The organism is Sabulicella flocculans (assembly GCF_045449635.1).
Taxonomy (GTDB): Bacteria; Pseudomonadota; Alphaproteobacteria; order Acetobacterales; family Acetobacteraceae; genus Roseococcus.
The window spans coordinates 1-14,426 of sequence record NZ_JBJJBR010000033.1 but is presented as its reverse complement, the minus strand read 5'-3'; the positions used below and the strand labels follow the sequence as shown (position 1 = coordinate 14,426).

The 14,426-nt window shown below is 75.4% G+C and carries 15 protein-coding genes; 3 read left to right on the top strand and 12 right to left on the bottom strand.

Translation table 11 applies throughout. The features are described 5' to 3' along the window. Both ACI6QG_RS18700 and ACI6QG_RS18695 read right to left on the bottom strand, forming a co-directional pair. Positions 1 to 1,221 (bottom strand): Zn-dependent hydrolase, encoded by a 1,221-nt coding sequence (locus tag ACI6QG_RS18700; protein WP_407026107.1) that lies wholly within the window; start codon positions 1,219 to 1,221, stop codon positions 1 to 3. Further along, the gene (locus tag ACI6QG_RS18695) at positions 1,208 to 2,497 is read right to left on the bottom strand and encodes an ArgE/DapE family deacylase (RefSeq protein WP_407026106.1); all 1,290 of its coding nucleotides are present in this window, start codon (positions 2,495 to 2,497) and stop codon (positions 1,208 to 1,210) included. Before ACI6QG_RS18695 ends, ACI6QG_RS18700 begins: the two co-directional genes overlap by 14 nt. A 65-nt stretch (positions 2,498 to 2,562) precedes the next feature. Between ACI6QG_RS18695 and ACI6QG_RS18690 the strand changes: the two genes are divergently transcribed. Both ACI6QG_RS18690 and ACI6QG_RS18685 read left to right on the top strand, forming a co-directional pair. After that, the gene (locus ACI6QG_RS18690; RefSeq protein WP_407026105.1) at positions 2,563 to 3,594 is read left to right on the top strand and encodes a histone deacetylase family protein; all 1,032 of its coding nucleotides are present in this window, start codon (positions 2,563 to 2,565) and stop codon (positions 3,592 to 3,594) included. Continuing rightward, positions 3,591 to 4,574 (top strand): dipeptidase, encoded by a 984-nt coding sequence (locus ACI6QG_RS18685; protein ID WP_407026103.1) that lies wholly within the window; start codon positions 3,591 to 3,593, stop codon positions 4,572 to 4,574. Before ACI6QG_RS18690 ends, ACI6QG_RS18685 begins: the two co-directional genes overlap by 4 nt. A 4-nt stretch (positions 4,575 to 4,578) precedes the next feature. Here the strand turns inward: ACI6QG_RS18685 and ACI6QG_RS18680 are convergent, their stop codons facing one another. From ACI6QG_RS18680 to ACI6QG_RS18665, 4 genes are read right to left on the bottom strand one after another with little or no spacing between them, the layout of a single operon-like run. Continuing rightward, on the bottom strand, positions 4,579 to 5,457 hold the full coding sequence (locus ACI6QG_RS18680; protein WP_407026102.1) for a gamma-glutamylcyclotransferase: 879 nt from the start codon (positions 5,455 to 5,457) through the stop codon (positions 4,579 to 4,581). Continuing rightward, a complete protein-coding gene (locus tag ACI6QG_RS18675) occupies positions 5,454 to 6,338 on the bottom strand; it encodes a polyphosphate kinase 2 family protein (RefSeq protein WP_407026101.1) in 885 nt (294 codons plus the stop codon). The genes ACI6QG_RS18680 and ACI6QG_RS18675 overlap by 4 nt, the downstream gene beginning before the upstream one ends. Beyond that, on the bottom strand, positions 6,335 to 7,564 hold the full coding sequence (locus ACI6QG_RS18670; RefSeq protein ID WP_407026100.1) for an MFS transporter: 1,230 nt from the start codon (positions 7,562 to 7,564) through the stop codon (positions 6,335 to 6,337). Before ACI6QG_RS18670 ends, ACI6QG_RS18675 begins: the two co-directional genes overlap by 4 nt. Next, complete coding sequence (locus tag ACI6QG_RS18665) at positions 7,561 to 8,424, bottom strand: endonuclease/exonuclease/phosphatase family protein (RefSeq protein ID WP_407026099.1); 864 nt, start codon at positions 8,422 to 8,424, stop codon at positions 7,561 to 7,563. Before ACI6QG_RS18665 ends, ACI6QG_RS18670 begins: the two co-directional genes overlap by 4 nt. Positions 8,425 to 8,487: 63 nt before the next feature. Between ACI6QG_RS18665 and ACI6QG_RS18660 the strand changes: the two genes are divergently transcribed. Then, complete coding sequence (locus tag ACI6QG_RS18660; protein ID WP_407026098.1) at positions 8,488 to 9,000, top strand: hypothetical protein; 513 nt, start codon at positions 8,488 to 8,490, stop codon at positions 8,998 to 9,000. Here the strand turns inward: ACI6QG_RS18660 and ACI6QG_RS18655 are convergent. The 6 genes from ACI6QG_RS18655 to ACI6QG_RS18630 all read right to left on the bottom strand — a co-directional run. Next, on the bottom strand, positions 8,972 to 10,885 hold the full coding sequence (locus ACI6QG_RS18655) for a DUF2075 domain-containing protein (RefSeq protein ID WP_407026097.1): 1,914 nt from the start codon (positions 10,883 to 10,885) through the stop codon (positions 8,972 to 8,974). The genes ACI6QG_RS18660 and ACI6QG_RS18655 overlap by 29 nt on opposite strands. A 52-nt stretch (positions 10,886 to 10,937) precedes the next feature. Further along, positions 10,938 to 11,831: a DMT family transporter gene (locus ACI6QG_RS18650; protein WP_407026096.1), complete on the bottom strand. Its 894-nt coding sequence runs from the start codon at positions 11,829 to 11,831 to the stop codon at positions 10,938 to 10,940. Next, positions 11,828 to 12,262: a hypothetical protein gene (locus ACI6QG_RS18645; RefSeq protein WP_407026095.1), complete on the bottom strand. Its 435-nt coding sequence runs from the start codon at positions 12,260 to 12,262 to the stop codon at positions 11,828 to 11,830. The genes ACI6QG_RS18650 and ACI6QG_RS18645 overlap by 4 nt, the downstream gene beginning before the upstream one ends. Then, positions 12,259 to 13,392: a GNAT family N-acetyltransferase gene (locus ACI6QG_RS18640; RefSeq protein ID WP_407026094.1), complete on the bottom strand. Its 1,134-nt coding sequence runs from the start codon at positions 13,390 to 13,392 to the stop codon at positions 12,259 to 12,261. Before ACI6QG_RS18640 ends, ACI6QG_RS18645 begins: the two co-directional genes overlap by 4 nt. 20 nt (positions 13,393 to 13,412) lie before the next feature. Beyond that, the gene (locus ACI6QG_RS18635; RefSeq protein WP_407026093.1) at positions 13,413 to 13,874 is read right to left on the bottom strand and encodes a RidA family protein; all 462 of its coding nucleotides are present in this window, start codon (positions 13,872 to 13,874) and stop codon (positions 13,413 to 13,415) included. After that, positions 13,875 to 14,426 (bottom strand): TSCPD domain-containing protein (locus ACI6QG_RS18630; RefSeq protein WP_491630752.1); only part of this gene is annotated, 552 nt, incomplete at its 5' end.

Genomic DNA, 14,426 nt, shown 5'->3' with positions numbered 1-14,426 from the left:
CTACTCCGCGGCGGCGAGGACGGCGTCGGCCAGCACCAGCAGCCCGGCTTCCGCCCATTCGGGGGTGATGGATTCCGCCTCGTTGTGCGACAGCCCGCCATGGCAGGGCACGAACACCATCGCGGTGGGCACGCGGCGGGCGACGTAGACGGCGTCGTGGCCGATGGCGGTGGGCATGTCCTTCGCCGCGTAGCCGCGCTTGCGCGCCGCATCGCGGATGAAGCCGCACAGGCGCGCGTCGAATGGTTGGCCCGGCGAGTGCCAGAAGTCGCGCACCTCCACCCGGACGTTCCGCGCGGCGGCGATTTCGGCGGCGCGGGCGCGGAGTTCCCCGCCCATGCGCGCCAGCAGCGCCTCGTCGCCGTGGCGGGTGTCCACGCTGAACCAGCAGGTCTCGGGCGCCACGTTGCGGCTGCCGGGGCCGATGCGCAGCTGGCCCACGGTGCCGCGGCCGCCATGCTCCAGCGCCAGCGCCTCCACCGCCGCCATCAGCGGCAGGGCGGCCATCAGCGCGTCGCGCCGTCCCTCCATGCGGCTGCCGCCATGGGCGGATTCGCCCGTCACCTCCACCTCGTACCAGCGCTGGGCCAGGGCGTGGGTGACGGTGCCGATGCTCAGCCCCTCCCGCTCCAGCTCCGGGCCCTGCTCGATGTGCAGCTCCAGGTAGGCCGCCATGTCCGGCAGCGCGTCGTCGCCCCCCCAGCCGATGCGCGCGAGTTCGTCGCCGAAGCGGGCGCCGGCGGGGTCGCGGGTGTCGAGCACCTGCTGGGGGGTGAAGATGCCCATGGCGGCGCCGCTGCCCTGCATGGGCGGGGCGAAGCGGGCGCCTTCCTCGTTGGTCCAGTTCACCAGCAGCAGCGGCGCCGCCGTCTCGGCGCCGGCCTCGTGCAGGGCGCGCAGGATCTCCAGCCCCGCCAGCACGCCCAGCACGCCGTCGAACTTGCCGCCCGTGGGCTGGGTGTCGAGGTGGCTGCCGAAGGCCACGGGCTGGCGCGCGGGGTCGCTGCCGGGGCGCAGGAACGCCATGTTGCCGAAGCGGTCCAGCAGCGGCGTGCAGCCCAGCGCCAGGGCACGGTCGCGCAGCCAGGCGCGGGCCTCGCCATCCAGCGCGGTCAGCGCCTGGCGGTCGCAGCCGCCGCGCGGGGTGGCGCCGATGCGCGCGACCTCGTGCAGGTCGGCCCACAGGCGCGCGCCGGAGGGCGCGGGGTCAGACCGGTTCAACGCCGCACCATTCGGCCATCAGCAGGGCGATGGAGCGCGTGATGCCGTGGATGCTCTCCACGCCCACGTTCTCGTCGATGCCGTGGATGTCCTGGGCATCGGGGCCGAACACGGCGCAGGGCGTGTCCTGGTGCAGCACGAAGTGGCGGCCGTCTGTCAGCCCGGTGGCCGGGTAGTCGCGCAGGGTGCCGCCGGTGGCCTCGGCGTAGGAACGGAAGGCAAGCTGGGCGATGGCGGTGTCCTTGGGGAACTCGCAGGGGTCGGCCATGAAGCCCTTGAACTCCAGCTCCACCCTGGCTCCGCGCAGGCGCTCGTGCTGCGCGGCCTCGGCCACCAGGGCCTCGATGTCGGCCTTCACCTGCCGCGCGGTGTTGCCCAGCATCACGCCCACCCGCATGCCGATGCGGCAGCGCGTGGCCACGGAGGAGTTCCACTCCCCGCCCTGCACCGTGCCGAAATTGACGTTGACCGGGTGGTTGAGGCCGCGGAAGGCCGGGTGGATGCGCGCGCCGTCGTTCTGCGCCGCCTCGTAGGCCTTGAAGGCGTTGGCGACGATGTTGGCGGCCTCGATGGCGTTCACGCCCGCCTGCATGTCGCGCACATGGGCGGGGCGGCCGCTGACCGTGACCCAGGCCCAAACCACGCCGACCTCGGCCGTGTAGTAGCCGTCCATGTTGGGGCCCGGCTCGGGGATGACGACAGCGTCCGTCCGCGGCATCGCCAACATGCAGGCCAGGGCGCCGTTGCCGGTGCATTCCTCCTCGATGACGGAGTGCATCTGCACCTCGGCCGCCGGCTGCAGCCCGGCGCGGCGCAGCGCGGCGAAGGCCATGCAATAGGCGACGATGCCGGCCTTCATGTCGCCGGCGCCGCGGCCGAACACCCGGCCGTCGCGGATCTCGGGCTGGTAGGGCGGGGAGGCCCACATGTCGGCCGCGCCCTCGGGCACCACGTCCACGTGGCCCTGCAAGGTGAGGCTGCGGCCGCGGGCCGCGCGCGGGGCATGCACCGCCACCACGTTGTCCCGCCCCTCATAGCCCATCAGCGGCGGCGACCAGCCGGGGTGGGTTTCCAGCGCGCGGGGGTCGGTGGCGACGCGGCGCGGCGCGAGGCCGAGATGGCGGTACAGGCGCTCCATCTCCGCCAGCGCCCCGTGCTCGTTGCCCAGGGTGGAGGGGCAGCGGACCAGGCGGAACAGCCAGTCCAGGCTTTCGGTCTCGAGCGTCCGGCAGGCGTCGAGGATGGCGCGGCGGGCGCCGGGGTCGAGGGTGGTCATGGCCTGACATGGCAGCACCCGCCCCGGCGGTTGTCCAGCCGCCGCCGGCAGGGGAGGATGGGCCCATGCAGTGCTTCGATTCCGCCGAGGAGGCGCGCCACGCGCCCCAGTTCTTCCTGATGCGCGGCGCGGTGCGCCCGAATTTCGAGGTGCCGGCGCGCGCGGCGTCGCTGCGCGCGGGGCTGCGGGAGCTGGGGCTGGCGGCCGCAGCCCCGCCGCCGGCCACGCGGGCGGAGCTGCGCGCGGTGCACGCCGCGGACTACCTGGACTTCCTGGAGGACGCGGCGCGCGACTGGGTGGCCCTGCCCGGCGCCGGGCCGGAGGTGGTGGCCAACATCCACCCGACGCCGGAGATGCTGCAGCAATCCTCGCGCAGCAACGGCCACGTCATCGCGCGGGCGGGGGCGCACACGGCGGACGCCGCCTGCCCGATCGGGCCGGGCACCTTCGCCGCCGCCGCCGCGGCCGCCGGCTGCGCCCTGGCGGCGGCCGAGGCGGTGCGCGGCGGCGGCGCGGCCTATGCCCTGTGCCGGCCGCCCGGGCACCACGCCTATGCCGGCCGGGCGGGCGGGCATTGCTACCTCAACAACACGGCGCTGGCCGCGCAGCGCCTGCGCGAGCGCGGCGCCGGGCGCGTGGCGGTGCTGGACGTGGACAGCCACCACGGCAACGGCACCCAGGGCATCTTCTGGGAGCGCGGCGACGTGCTGACCGTCTCGCTCCATGCCGACCCCGGGCGCTACTACCCCTGGTATGTCGGCTTCGCGGAGGAGCGCGGCGCGGCGGATGGCGAGGGGGCGAACCTGAACCTGCCCCTGCCCTTCGGCACGGCGGACGAGGGCTGGCTGGAGGGGCTGGGCCAGGGCCTGGCCGCCATCCGCCGCTTCCGCCCCGACGCCCTGGTGGTGGCGCTGGGCATGGACGCCAGCAAGGACGAGCCGCTGAACGCCCTGGCGGTGACGGAGGAGGGCTTCGCCCGCGCCGGCGCCGCCATCGCCGCGCTGCGCCTGCCCACCGCCATCTGCCAGGAGGGCGGCTACAACACGGACATCCTGGGCACGCTGCTGGCCCGCTTCCTGGGCGGGTTCGGCGGATGATCCTGGACGGGCACGTGGACATCCCCTGGCCTTCCCCGCCCGACTGGACGGGCGACACCGGCCTGTGCGTGGACCTAGGGCGCATGCGCGCGGGCGGCGTGGCCGGCAGCGTGTTCATCGCCTACGTGCCGCAGGGCCCGCGCGACGCGCCGGGCCTGCGCGGGGCGAGCGAGCGCGCCCTGGCCATGCTGCGCCACATCCGCGCCCGCGCGGACGGCCGCACCACCCGCTTCTGCGCCACCCCCGGCGCCTTCGAGGACGCGGCGCGGGCGGGCATCCCCGCCGTGCTCTCGGCGGTGGAGAACGGGCACGCCATGGGCACCGACCTGGGGCGGCTGGCGCAGTGGCGGCGGCTGGGCGCCATCTACCTGACGCTGACGCATGACGGGCACAACCTGCTGGCCGACAGCGCCCGCCCCCGCGCCAACCTGGGCGACGGCGCGGAGCTGCATGGCGGCCTGTCCGCCCTGGGCCGCGCCGCCATCGCGGAGATGAACCGGGTGGGGCTGATGGTGGACTGCTCCCACGTCTCGCGCGCGGGGATGATGCAGGCGGCCGCGCTGTCGCGCACGCCCATCGCGGTGACGCACACCTGCTGCGCCGCGCTGCGCGCCCACCCGCGCAACCTGGATGACGCGCAGCTGGACGCGGTGCGCGACGTCGGCGGCATCGTGCAGGTCACCGCCGTCGCCTCCTTCCTGCGGGAAGCACTGCCCGGCGCGCCGGCCCAGGCGACGGCGGCGGACGTGGCGGCGCATGTGGACCACGCGGTGCGGCGCATCGGGCTGGACCACGTGGGCATCAGCAGCGACTTCGACGGCGGCGGCGGGGTGCGCGGCTGGATGCACGCCGGCGAATGGCCCGGCCTGCTGGAGGAGCTGCGCGCCCTCGGCTACGGCCCGCGGGAGGTGGCGCTGCTGACGGCGGGGAACTTCCTGCGGGTGTGGCGGCAGGTGCTGCGCGGGGCGGAAGGCGCCTGACGCCTCAGGCGCCCAGGGGCCGCGCGGCCCAGGCGGCGCGGCGGTCGCCCAGCCGCGCCCAGTCGCCGTGCGGGATGCGCGGGGCGGCGCAGGAATCCATCACGTAGACCTGGGCGCGCAGGTGGCTGCCATCGGCCAGCCGGACCCGCAGCACCGTGCGGCGATAGGCGCCGCCGGGCGCGCCGAAGGGCAGCGCCTGCTCCAGCGCGTCCAGCGCGGCCAGGCGGGCGGGGTCCAGCGGCACCACCTCGCCCGCCACCTCGCCGGGGCCCAGGGTCATGGCGGGATAGGCGCCCAGGTCGTGCAGCAGGCCCGCGGCGGTGGCGGGGTGGCGCGTCAGCCCGGCCAGCAGGGCGGCGTTGGCGCCCCCGGCGCGCAGCGTGCCGTAGACGAACATCCAGGGCACGGCGGGGCGGAAGGGGCGCTGCTGGGCCGCGGCCTCCAGCGCGGCGGCGGGCAGGCCGTGCGCGGCCAGGCCGCGGCGCACCGAGTCCAGGTAGGATTGGGTGGGCGGGACGTGGCCGTGCCGGCGCTGCGGCGGCACGTCGTACAGCCAGGCCTCCTGCAGGCGGCCATCGGGCAGGATGGCGTCCGTGCGCTCGCGCAGGTAGGCGTCGGGGTGGCCTTCCTTGCGGTCCAGCAGCGCCAGCAGGGCGTCGTCCGCCTCCAGCAGCGCGCCGTCCACCACGTGGCCGGGCGCCACGCTCAGCGTCAGCACGCCGCCATTGCGCGAGCGCGCGAAGCGCTCGAAGGACAGGCGGCGGTCCAGCAGCAGGGCGGTGCCGGCGGTGCGCGGCGGGCGGCCGGCATGGCCCTGGCCGCGCATCCAGGCGTCGCGCCCCTCGGCGTCCAGGTTGGAGCCGTAGCAGAACACCAGGCTCATGAGGCCTCCAGCGCGGCCTTCGCCTCGGCCAGGGCGGCGCGCTCGGCCTCGCTGGGGGTGGGGTATTGCAGGTCCAGCGCCTCCATCGCCTGGACGATGGCGGCCACCACCACCAGCCGGGTGAACCACTTGCGGTCGGCCGGCACCACGAACCAGGGCGCGTGCGGGGCGGCGGTGCCGCGGATGGCGTCCTCGTAGGCGGCCATGTAGCTGGCCCAGTGCCGGCGCTCGCCCACGTCGGAGGCGCTGTACTTCCAGTTCTTCTCCGGGTCCTCGATGCGGGCCAGGAAGCGCTCGCGCTGCTCCTCCGGGCTGACATGCAGGAAGAACTTCAGCACCAGCACGCCCTGGCGGGACAGGTAGCGCTCGAAGGCGGCGATGTCCTCCAGGCGCTCCTTCCAGATGTCCTTGGTCACCACGCGCGGCGGCAGCTTCTGCGCCGCCAGGATGCGCGGGTGCACGCGCGCCACCAGCACCTCCTCGTACCAGGAGCGGTTGTGGATGCCGATCTGGCCGCGCGTCGGCAGGGCGGCGGCGTGGCGCCACAGGAAGTCGTGGTCCAGCTCCACCGGGCCGGGCTGCTTGAAGGAGGCGACGTGGCAGCCCTGCGGGTTGACGCCGGAGAAGACGTGCTTGATGGCGCTGTCCTTGCCGGCGGCGTCCATCGCCTGGAACACGCACAGCACCGACCAGCGGTCCTGGGCGTACAGGCGCTCCTGCAGGGCGGCCAGCCGGGCCACGCCGCGCGCCAGGGAGTCCTGCGCCCCTTCCTTGGTCAGCCCCGTCCCGGCGAGGTCGGCGGGGTCGTGCCGGGCCAGGCGGAAGCCCCGGGGGTTGTCCACCCGGAAGCGGCGCAGCACGTCGGCGACGTCAAAGCTCATGGCGCGGAGATTCGCACCTGCCGCGAGGCACGCCAAGCCCAAATGAGAGCGGCGGCCTGCAAGGCGGCGGTGCCCAGCAGGGCGGCGCGGTAGCCCGCCGGGTCCCACCCGCCGCCGGGCAGGCGGGGCCACAGGTCCAGCACCCGGCCGATGCCGGCCTGCAGGGCGAAGGCCAGCACCAGCATGGAGGCGTTGATGGCGGTGGCCACCCGCCCCGCGAGTTCCGTGGGGAACCGCTGCCCGATGGCGGCGTAGGAGATGGGCCCGGCCGAGGCCGCCAGCGCGAACATCCCCCAGGCCAGCGCCAGCCCCGCCAGGCCGGAGGGCGGCGCCAGGGCGAACACCAGTTGCAACGCAAGCTGCACCCCCATGGCGGCGAAGCCCACCGCCAGCGGCGGCCAGCCCCTGCCCTGCACGGCCGAGGCGACGTGGCCCATGGCGAAGGAGCCGCCGGCCATGCCCGCGGCATAGGCCAGCAGCACGGTGGCGCGCGCCGCCTCGGCCTCCAGCCCGGCCACGTCGCGCAGCCAGGGTCCGGCCCACAGCCCCTGCCAGGTGAAGGACAGGCCCGACAGCACGCAGATGGCCGGCACGAAGCCGCGGAAGGCCGGGTGGCGGAAGATGGGGCCGAAGGCGCGCACCTCCGTCCACAGCGGCTTGCGCGTGGCCGGGCGCGGCGCCTCGGGCACCGCCAGGGCGATCCAGGCCGAGACCAGCACCGCCAGCCCCGCCAGCAGCCCGAAGCCGCCGCGCCAGCCGATGGCCGGCAGCAGCAGGGACAGCGGCAGGGTGGCCATCATGCCGCCCAGCGCGCCCACCAGCAGCCCGCTGCCGGTCATCGCCGCCACGCGCTCGCGCGGGAACCAGCGGGCATTGGCCTGCAGCATGGCGGTGAGGCCGGCGGCGACGCCGATGCCCGTCATCACCCGCCCCAGCATCAGCCAGCCCCAGCTGGGCGCCAGCGCCGACAAGGCGAAGCCGCACGCCGCCACCAGCGCCAGCACCGCCTGCACCCGCCGCGCGCCCCACAGGTCCAGCGCCAGGCCGGCGGGAAGCTGGGTGGCGGCATAGGCGGCGAACAGCACCGCCGCCAGCAGCCCCAGGTCGCCCGCCGACAGGCTGAATTCCAGCGCCAGCGCCGGGCCGATGACCGCCAGCAGCGCCCGGCTGGCCTGGTTCAGGAAGTTCAGCGCCGCCAGCGGCAGCGTGACCCGCGCGAAGCTCACGGCGCGCGCAGCCGCACCGAGACGGGGCAGTGGTCGCTCAGGCGCTCGCGCATCGCCGGGTCGCGCTCGGCATAGACCAGCACGCGCAGGGAGTTGGGCACCAGCAGGCGCTGCGCCGCCTCGGACAGCAGGATGTGGGAGATGAAGGGCCGGCCGCCCCGCGCGTCCGCCCAGCAGGGGTTGGAGACGCCGGCGGTGGCGCGCGCCAGCGGCGCCAGCGCCGCCGTCAGGTCGTCGCGCGGGTGGTCCATGCGGCGGTTGAAGTCGCCCAGGATGGCGAAGGCGCCGCCCTCGGCCCGGCGCTCGCGCGCCCAGCCGGCCAGGATGTCGGCCTGCCGGGCCAGGTTCTCGCACTCGCGCCCGCGGGCGGGGTCCATCGGGCCTTCGCGGCAGCCGGCGTTGAGGTGGACGGACAGCAGGCGCAGCGGCGTGCCGTTCGGCAGCGTCACCGTCACGTCGGTGCCGCGGCGGAGCGAGAAGCGGGAGCGCGGGAACAGGTCCAGCTCCTCCAGGTCGGGGTTCTGCACGGCGCGCAGGGTGCGGCGCACGGCGACGCCGGTGCGCTGCACGTCCTCCTCGCGCGGGAGGAAGACCTGCCAGTCGCGCTCGGGCAGCAGGCGGTGGATGGCGGCGGGGCCGTCCACTTCCTGGAAGGCCAGGATGTCGGCCTCCAGCCGCGCGGCATAGGCGGCCAGCAGGCGCCAGTCCTCCGGCCGGCGGGGCGTCAGGCCGCGCGGCAGGGCGGGGTCGTCGGCCGGGCGGTTGGTCAGCCAGGCGATGTTCCAGGTGGCGAGCTTGACCTCGGCCGCCGGGGCGGGCGCGGCGAGCAGCAGCAGGGCGGCGAGCAGGGCGTGACGCATCGGCGCCTCCTGGCGTGGCGGGCAGCGTGAAACCCTTTGGCGAATACCGCTAGGATGGCGGCGATGCGACCCCTGCCCCTCCTGCTTTCCTTCCTGCTCGCCACGCCGGCCCTGGCGCAGGCCCCGGCCGAGCTGGCCCAGCGCCTGCCCGCCGAGGCCGCGGGCTGGGAGCGCCGCGACGTGACCGACTTCGAGTCGCGCCCCGGCGGCGCCGGGCTGGGCGCGGCGGTGGAGTACCGCCCGCCCGGCGCGCCCGGGGTGGCGACGGTGTTCCTGTACCGCGCGCGCGGCGGGCCGGAGGCCGAGCTGGCGCGCGCCCAGGAGGAGATCCGCGCCCTGGCGCCGATGCGGCAATACACGGTGGGCGCGGCGCGCGCGGTGCCGCCGCCGCGGCCGGGCTGGCGCTGCGCGGTGCTGGAGCAGGCCTATGCCGGCGGCCAGCGCGCCGACAGCCACGTCTGCGTGGGCGCGCAGCGCGGCTGGACGATGAAGCTGCGGGTGAGCGTGCCGGCGGGGGCGGAGGTGCGGGAGGTGATGGGGGCGTTGGCTATGGCGGCAGGGCAGGCTGTGCCTTAGAGGCGGGTGCCAGCGCCTCCGCCAGCGGGCGGGCGCCGCAGGCCAGCAGGAAGTCGGCGATGGCGTCCATCTCTGCGGCGGGGCGGGTGGGATCGTGCCACTCGTCGGTGCGAGTGCAGCCGGGCGGGACCCAGATCACCGTCTCGTAGCGGGCGCGGGTGAGCAGGACGCGGTAGGTGTTGCGGATGAAGTCGCGGGTCTGGGGCTTTGCCACCAGGTTCCAGCGCCGGCCGACGAAATCGCGCGGAAGCCAGGCATGGCCGGCGCGGATGAAGTCGCCGCCCCAGGCCAGGCCGACCACGTCGAGCTCCAGCCCCTGGCAATCGTATTCGGTGGCGAAGGTCTCCAGCGCGTCGGAGGCGCGGGGGTCGGGCCAGCGGTCGAGGAAGAAGCGGGCGATGTCGGGCACCTGCACCCCCAGCCCCTCGGCACGCAGCCGCTTGGCGCCGGCGGCGGCGACCAGCCCGGCCCGGCGGTTGCCGCGCGCCAGGCACCGCAGCGCCCCGCGCAGCGCGCCGAGGTCGCGCGTCAGCAGGAAGGGCAGCGTGCAGCCGGCGGCGACGCGCGCGGCGGCCGGGGCGTCACCGGCCAGCACGGCATCCACCCAGGCGGCGCCGGCGGGCTCGCGCACCGCGCGCATCGGCACTTGCAGGTCCAGCGCGGCTTCCAGTTCCAGCCAGGGCTGAGGGCCATCCGCGAGGCGCTGCGCGGCTTCGGTGGCGGAAAGCACGCGCGGCGCGGCCAGGGCGCGCCACTGGCCGGAGGCGGCGATGACGCGGCCCCATTCGGCAAGCCCAGCCTCGCCGGTGTTGATTTCCTGGCCGTTGCCGATCAGCGCCACGATGACCGACCAGCCGGGGGCGCGGGCCATGATTTCCAGCGTGTGGGCGGGCTCGCTCTCCGTCAGGCGGCTGACGCGGCGCTGGGTGTCGCGGGTGGCCTGGGCTTGGTCCCAGGCGCGCTGCGCCTCGTCGAAGACGATGACGTGCTCGGGCGGGGCTTCGTCGGGGCGGGCGGCGACGTAGGTTTCCAGGAACTTGTGGACGTTCTGCAGCGCGGTGACGGCGTGGCGCGCGCTGTGGCGCCGGCCCTCGCGGCGGGCGAGGTCGGCGCGCAGCACCTCCACCAGCGGGGCGTTGCCGGTGAGGAAGACGGCGCCGCCGCCGCCGAAGGCGATGTTGAGGCCGCACAGCGTCTTGCCGGCGCCGGGGATGCCAGTGACGAAGACCACCAGCCGCTCGCCGCCGGCCTGGGCACGGGCGATGGCGGTCCGGATGGCGGCCGTGGTGCGGGTGAGGTTGGCGGCGTCAGCGCGCGCGGCGGTCATCTCTGCGGAGCGATGGCGGTCGAACAGCATCGCCGCGGCCTCGAGCACCGAGGGCACCGGGCGATAGGGGGCGAAGCGCCAGGCAACGGCGTCCAGCGGCATGTCGGGCGGGGGGATGGCGGCCTGGATGGCGCGCAGCACCGCCGGCAAGGTGGCGGCATTGGCCGCGATAGGTTGCCAGACACCGGAGGGGATCAGGGGCGGGGCTAAGGGCGCGTCGGGCGCGGCGGTGGCCACCAGCACCGGCACCACCGGATGGGCGCGGCAGCCGGCGTGGAAATCGTGCAGGTCCAGCGCGTAGTCCTCCGCCTGGCGGAGGTCGGCGGCGGCGTGGGCGGTGGCGCGGTCCTTCCATTCCAGCACCACAACCGCACGGTCGGTCAGCAGGACGGCGTCGGCGCGCTTCTCCAGCCGCAGCAGGTCGTATTCCAGCAGCAGGGTCCAGCCAGTGGCTTCGGGCATGGCCAGCACGCGGTGCAGCGTGGCCAGCATGGACGCCCAGGCATTGAGTTGAGTGAGTTCCGTCGTCGCGTGGCGGCGCGCCTGGGCGGCAGCCAAGCGTTCCGCGACGCGCTCCGGCCCGCTAGCCAGGAAGTCAGGAATCGGCAGTTCAGCCCAGGCCCGCATCGGCGCGAACCCTGCCAGGCCAGGTCGCCAGCAGCAAGGACGCCATCATCACCGCGAAGCCCAGCGCGTGCATCGCCGTGAACGCCTCGCCCAGCACCAGCACCGCCGTCACCGCGGCGCTGGCGGGCAGGAAGGCGGTGAAGGCGCCGGCCACGCCTGCCGGCACGCGCTTCAGCCCGACGAACCACAGCAGCAGGCACAGCACGCTGGCCGTCAGCGAATGGAACACCAGCAGCCCCAGCAGCGCCGCATCAGCCAGCGCGGCGGCCGCGGGCAGCGCCGGCGCGGCGAAGGGCAGCAGCACCAGCGCCGAGAAGACCTGCATCCACAGCGACGCCGTCACCACCGGCACCCGCCCGGCGATGCGCTTGGCCAGTAGGACGTAGATGGCCTCGCCCACCACGCCGCCCAGCACCAGCAGGTTGCCCAGCGCCGAGCCCTGCCCGCCATCGCCGCCCAGCCGCGCCAGGGTGATGGCCGCCATGCCGCAGCCGGCCAGGGCGGCGGCCAGCCACTGCCGGGCGGAAAGGCGCTCGCGCAGCCACAGGAAGGAGCCCAGCGCCACCACCGCCGGCAGGGCGGCCAGCACCAGCCCGCCCTCCAGCGCCGTGGTCAGCCGCAGCCCGGCCAGCAGCCCGGCATTGTAGATGGCGGTGCCGAACAGCGCCTGCAGGAACAGGTTGCCCGCCGCGTCACGGCCCAGCCGCACGCGGCCATCCAGCAGGCGCGCCAGCGGCCAGAGGACCAGCACCGCCAGCACGCAGCGCAGGAAGGCGATCAGCGCGATGGGCAGCTGCTCGGCCAGCAGCTTGGCGACGGCGACGTTGGCGCCGACCAGCGCCATGGACAGCGCCAGCTGCGCGTAGGCGAGGATCACGCCCGCGGCCGGAAGCGCACCGCGTAGAGCGCGCCATCCGCCGTGCGCGCCGCGCAGCCCAGGTCAATCCAGGCGCCGTTGCGGCCCAGCCGCGCCTGGCACTCGCCGGCCACGCGCAGTTCGCGCGGGGTGCCGTCGGTGACGATGCGCAGGTAGTCGAGCGTGAGCGCGTAGGTGTCCGCGCTCGGGTGGCGGTCGCGGGTGCCGACGAAGTTCACCGCGCTGCGCGGGCCGAAGGGGATGGCGACGAAGGCGCGGCCGTCCTCCAGCACGGCGTAGACGGCGCCGGTCTCCGCGCAGGGCACCTGCTGCGCGCCCAGCCGCAAGGGCGTGGTGCAGGCGCCGGGAATCGACACCACCAGCCGCGGCGGCACCGCCTGGGCCAGCGCGGCCGCGGGCAGCAGCAACGCGAGGAGCAGCAGGCGCCTCATTCCGCGCGGTAGGGGCTGAGTTCGGCCAGGGCGGCCATGCGCTCGCGCAGCGCCGGGCGCTCGGCGTCCAGGAACTGCGCCACCGCGCGGCGCAGGCCGGGGTGCGCGATCAGGTGGGCGCTGTGCGTCTCCACCGGCAGGTAGCCGCGCTGGATCTTGTGCTCGCCCTGGGCGCCGGCCTCGACGCGCGGGATGCCGTGCTGGATCGCGAACTCGATGGCGCGCAGGTAGCACAGCTCGAAATGCAGGAAGGGGACTTCCTCGGCGCAGCCCCAGTTGCGGCCGTGCAGGGCGTCGGGCCCGAGCAGGTTCAGCGCGCCGGCCACCGGCTCGCCGTCGCGCCCGGCCCACATCAGCACCACCTTGTCGCCCAGGCGCTCGGCCAGCAGGGGCCAGAAGGCGGCCGACAGGTAGGCGCTGCCCCAGCGGCCATCCACCGTGTTGAGGTAGAAGCGGTGGAAGGCGCGCCACTGCGCCGCCGTCACCTCCGGGCCGCGCAGGGTGCGGATGTCCAGGCCGCTCGCCGCCACGCTGGCGCGCTCCTTGCGCAGCGCCTTGCGCTTGCGGCTGCTCAGCGCGCCCAGGAAGGCGTCGAAATCGGCGTAGCCCCGGTTGTGCCAGTGGAACTGGGTGCCCAGGCGCGGCAGCCAGCCGGCATCGGCCAGGGCGGCGCTTTCCTCCGCCGTGCAGAAGGTGACGTGGACGGAGGAGCACTCCAGCGCCCCCATCGCCTGGCGCAGCGCCTCGGCCAGCGCGGCCACCGGCACGCCGGGCCGGCGCAGCAGCCGCGCGCCGGGCACCGGCGAGAAGGGCGAGGCGACCTGGAGCTTGGGGTAGTAGCGCCCGCCGGCGCGCTCGAAGGCATCGGCCCAGCCGTGGTCGAAGACGTATTCTCCGTAGGAATGCGCCTTGGCGTAGCAGGGGGCGCAGGCCAGCAGCGCCCCGGCCTCGTCGCGCAGGGCCAGGTGCTGCGGCAGCCAACCGGTGCGGCGGCCGACGCTGCCGCTGTCCTCCAGCGCCGAGAGGAAGGCGTGGGAGGTGAAGGGGTTGCCGTCGCCGCAGGCGTCCCACTCGGCCGCGGGAATCTCCGCGATGGCGGGGTGCAGCGACAGGGTCAGCGACTGGTCCATGCGCCCGGATATGGGGCGCGTCACGCCAGCGCGAGGATGGCCTCGACTTCGACCGCCACGTTCCCCGGCAGGGCGGCGACGCCGACGGCGGAGCGCGCGTGGCGCCCGGCCTCGCCCAGCAGGGCCACGGCGAGGTCGGAGGCGCCGTTCACCACCTGCGGCTGCTCGCCGAAGCCGGGGGCGGAGTTGACGAAGCCGGTGAGCTTGAGCAGCCGCACCCGCGACAGGTCGCCGCCCGCCGCCACCCTGGCATGGGCCAGGATGGCGAGCATGCACAGCTGCGCCCCCTTCACCCCGTCGGCCATGGACACCTCGCCGCCGAGCTGGCCGATGGGCCACAGCCGGCCATCCACCCGCGGCACCTGGCCGGAGATGAACACCAGCTCCCCGGCGCGGGTGAAGGGGATGTAGTTGGCCACCGGCGCCGCCGGGTCCGGCAGGCTCAGCCCGAGTTCGGCCAGCTTCGCGTCGAGATCGTCCATCTAGCCCACCAGCTTGAGGTTGCGCCGGGCCACCGGCAGGTCGAGCGGCAGCAGCGGGGCCTGCTCGCCGGGCCGGGCCATGGCGGTGGCGTCCAGGTCCTCCGCCTCGGGCTGCGGCAGAGCGCCGCCCAGCCAGTCCAGCGCCAGGCGGCGGAAGGCCCAGTCGAGCACGGAGGTGGCGCGCGGGATGTCCGGGTCGCCCTCCACCACGCCGGCGGGGCCGAAGCGGGTGTAGGCGAACTGCTCCACGTAGTCGCCCAGCGGCACGCCGCGCTGCAGCCCGGCGGAAACGGATTGCGCGAAGCTGTCCATCAGCGAGCGGTAGGCCGCGCCTTCCTTGCCCAGCGAGAAGGAGATCTCCTTCAGGGCGCCGTTCTCCTCCGCCGTGCGCAGCGCGACCTTGTGGCCGGCGATGGTGACGTGCAGCACCTGGCCCAGCCGGCGGCGCAGCGCCGGGCGCGGGGCGGCGGCGGGGCGCGCCGGGGCGGGCGCGGCCACCGGCTGCGGCGGCGCGGCGTGCAGAAAGGGGCAAGCGGCGTCGGCCATCAGGCG

Excerpts from the sequence above, each read along its gene's own strand:
- ACI6QG_RS18695 (WP_407026106.1), bottom strand. The coding sequence starts at position 2,497 with ATGACCACCCTCGACCCCGGCGCCCGCCGCGCCATCCTCGACGCCTGC.
- ACI6QG_RS18690 (WP_407026105.1), top strand. The coding sequence starts at position 2,563 with ATGCAGTGCTTCGATTCCGCCGAGGAGGCGCGCCACGCGCCCCAGTTC.
- ACI6QG_RS18685 (WP_407026103.1), top strand. The coding sequence starts at position 3,591 with ATGATCCTGGACGGGCACGTGGACATCCCCTGGCCTTCCCCGCCCGAC.
- ACI6QG_RS18680 (WP_407026102.1), bottom strand. The coding sequence starts at position 5,457 with ATGAGCCTGGTGTTCTGCTACGGCTCCAACCTGGACGCCGAGGGGCGC.
- ACI6QG_RS18675 (WP_407026101.1), bottom strand. The coding sequence starts at position 6,338 with ATGAGCTTTGACGTCGCCGACGTGCTGCGCCGCTTCCGGGTGGACAAC.
- ACI6QG_RS18665 (WP_407026099.1), bottom strand. The coding sequence starts at position 8,424 with ATGCGTCACGCCCTGCTCGCCGCCCTGCTGCTGCTCGCCGCGCCCGCC.
- ACI6QG_RS18660 (WP_407026098.1), top strand. The coding sequence starts at position 8,488 with ATGCGACCCCTGCCCCTCCTGCTTTCCTTCCTGCTCGCCACGCCGGCC.
- ACI6QG_RS18645 (WP_407026095.1), bottom strand. The coding sequence starts at position 12,262 with ATGAGGCGCCTGCTGCTCCTCGCGTTGCTGCTGCCCGCGGCCGCGCTG.
- ACI6QG_RS18640 (WP_407026094.1), bottom strand. The coding sequence starts at position 13,392 with ATGGACCAGTCGCTGACCCTGTCGCTGCACCCCGCCATCGCGGAGATT.
- ACI6QG_RS18635 (WP_407026093.1), bottom strand. The coding sequence starts at position 13,874 with ATGGACGATCTCGACGCGAAGCTGGCCGAACTCGGGCTGAGCCTGCCG.